Below are 1,107 nucleotides of genomic sequence, written 5' to 3'. Positions count from 1 at the left end.
CCCCAACCCCCACCTCGGCTTCGGCGGCCCTGGCCCGCACTTCTGCCTCGGCGCCCACCTGGCCCGGCGCGAGATCACGGTGATGTTCCGGGAGTTGCTGCGCCGGATGCCGCACATCGAGGGCGGCACGCCCGACCGCCTGCACTCCAGCTTCATCAACGGCATCAAGCACCTGGAGTGCACGTTCTAGCCGGGCGCCGCCTCCGGGTCAGGACGACGGGGAGACGAGCCTGATCTGGTTCATCACCGTGCGGATGTCGGGAAGGAGCTCCTCCTTCTCCGCCGGGATCGCCATGTAGACGATGGCGGGGACGTTCGCGCCGGTGGGCACGGCCATCGTCACGACCGTCGCCTTCTCCGTCTTCGACGTCAGCGAGTACGCGATCAGCCGCCCGACCTGGTCGCCCACCTTGATCGGCTGCTGGGCGATCTTGCGGACCTTGTTGTCCGGCGGGAAGAAGTTGTCGCGCGCGCTCAACACGACCTGCTTGATCGCCGGCTCCAGGTTGTCCGGCTCGTAGTACTGCGCCAGCCGCTGCGGCAGCGGTCCCGACATGAGCACGGCGTACCGCTCCGGCGCGACCTGGACGTACTGGCGGGTGTCGTAGCCGTACGTGCCCTTGACCGTGGAGCGCTGGTCGAGCTGCCACTCGCCGCCCAGACGCGGCACCGTGATCCCGGCCGCGGCGTCGGTCACGCGTCCCGCGACGGGTGACGGGTCACCGGGGTACTTCGGCAGCGTGGGGATCTTCTTCGTGCTGGGCTTCTCCTGCTGCTGCTGCTGCTGCTGCTGCTGCGCGGCCGTGGCCTCCCCGGCGACGCCGGCGCTCGACGACTCCTCGCCCGACAGCGGGCCCCACAGGAACGCCCACAGCAGCGCGATCACCAGCGCGACGGCGACCGAGCCGCCGAGCGCGTACATCCAGATGGGCTTGCCGTCCTCGTCGTCGAGGGAGTCCTGGTCGCCCATGGCCTGGTAGTTGTCGCCGAAGACGGTGTTCCAGAGCTCCTGCTGGCGTTCGGGCGGCGGGGTGCGCGAGCCGCTGATCTGGCCGGCCGTCACGAAGCGGTGCTCGGGGTCGGAGGGGTCGCGGCTCAGGCCGGAGC

1 protein-coding gene and 1 pseudogene are annotated in these 1,107 nt (G+C 70.3%); one reads left to right on the top strand and one right to left on the bottom strand.

Going from position 1 to position 1,107, the window contains the following annotated elements:
* Window positions 1–190, top strand: a pseudogene (locus E1286_RS47310) (cytochrome P450); the annotation flags it as partial.
* 18 nt (window positions 191–208) lie between these two features.
* Here E1286_RS47310 and E1286_RS48740 read toward each other — a convergent pair.
* Window positions 209–1,107, bottom strand: an 899-nt coding sequence (locus tag E1286_RS48740) for a hypothetical protein (RefSeq protein ID WP_165970261.1), incomplete at its 5' end; no start/stop codon positions are given.

Origin of the sequence: Nonomuraea terrae (assembly GCF_004348995.1) — a bacterium.
In the GTDB taxonomy this organism is placed as follows: domain Bacteria; phylum Actinomycetota; class Actinomycetes; order Streptosporangiales; family Streptosporangiaceae; genus Nonomuraea; species Nonomuraea terrae.
Note: the sequence above shows the minus strand (reverse complement) of the source record. Positions and strands in the feature narration are given on the sequence as shown.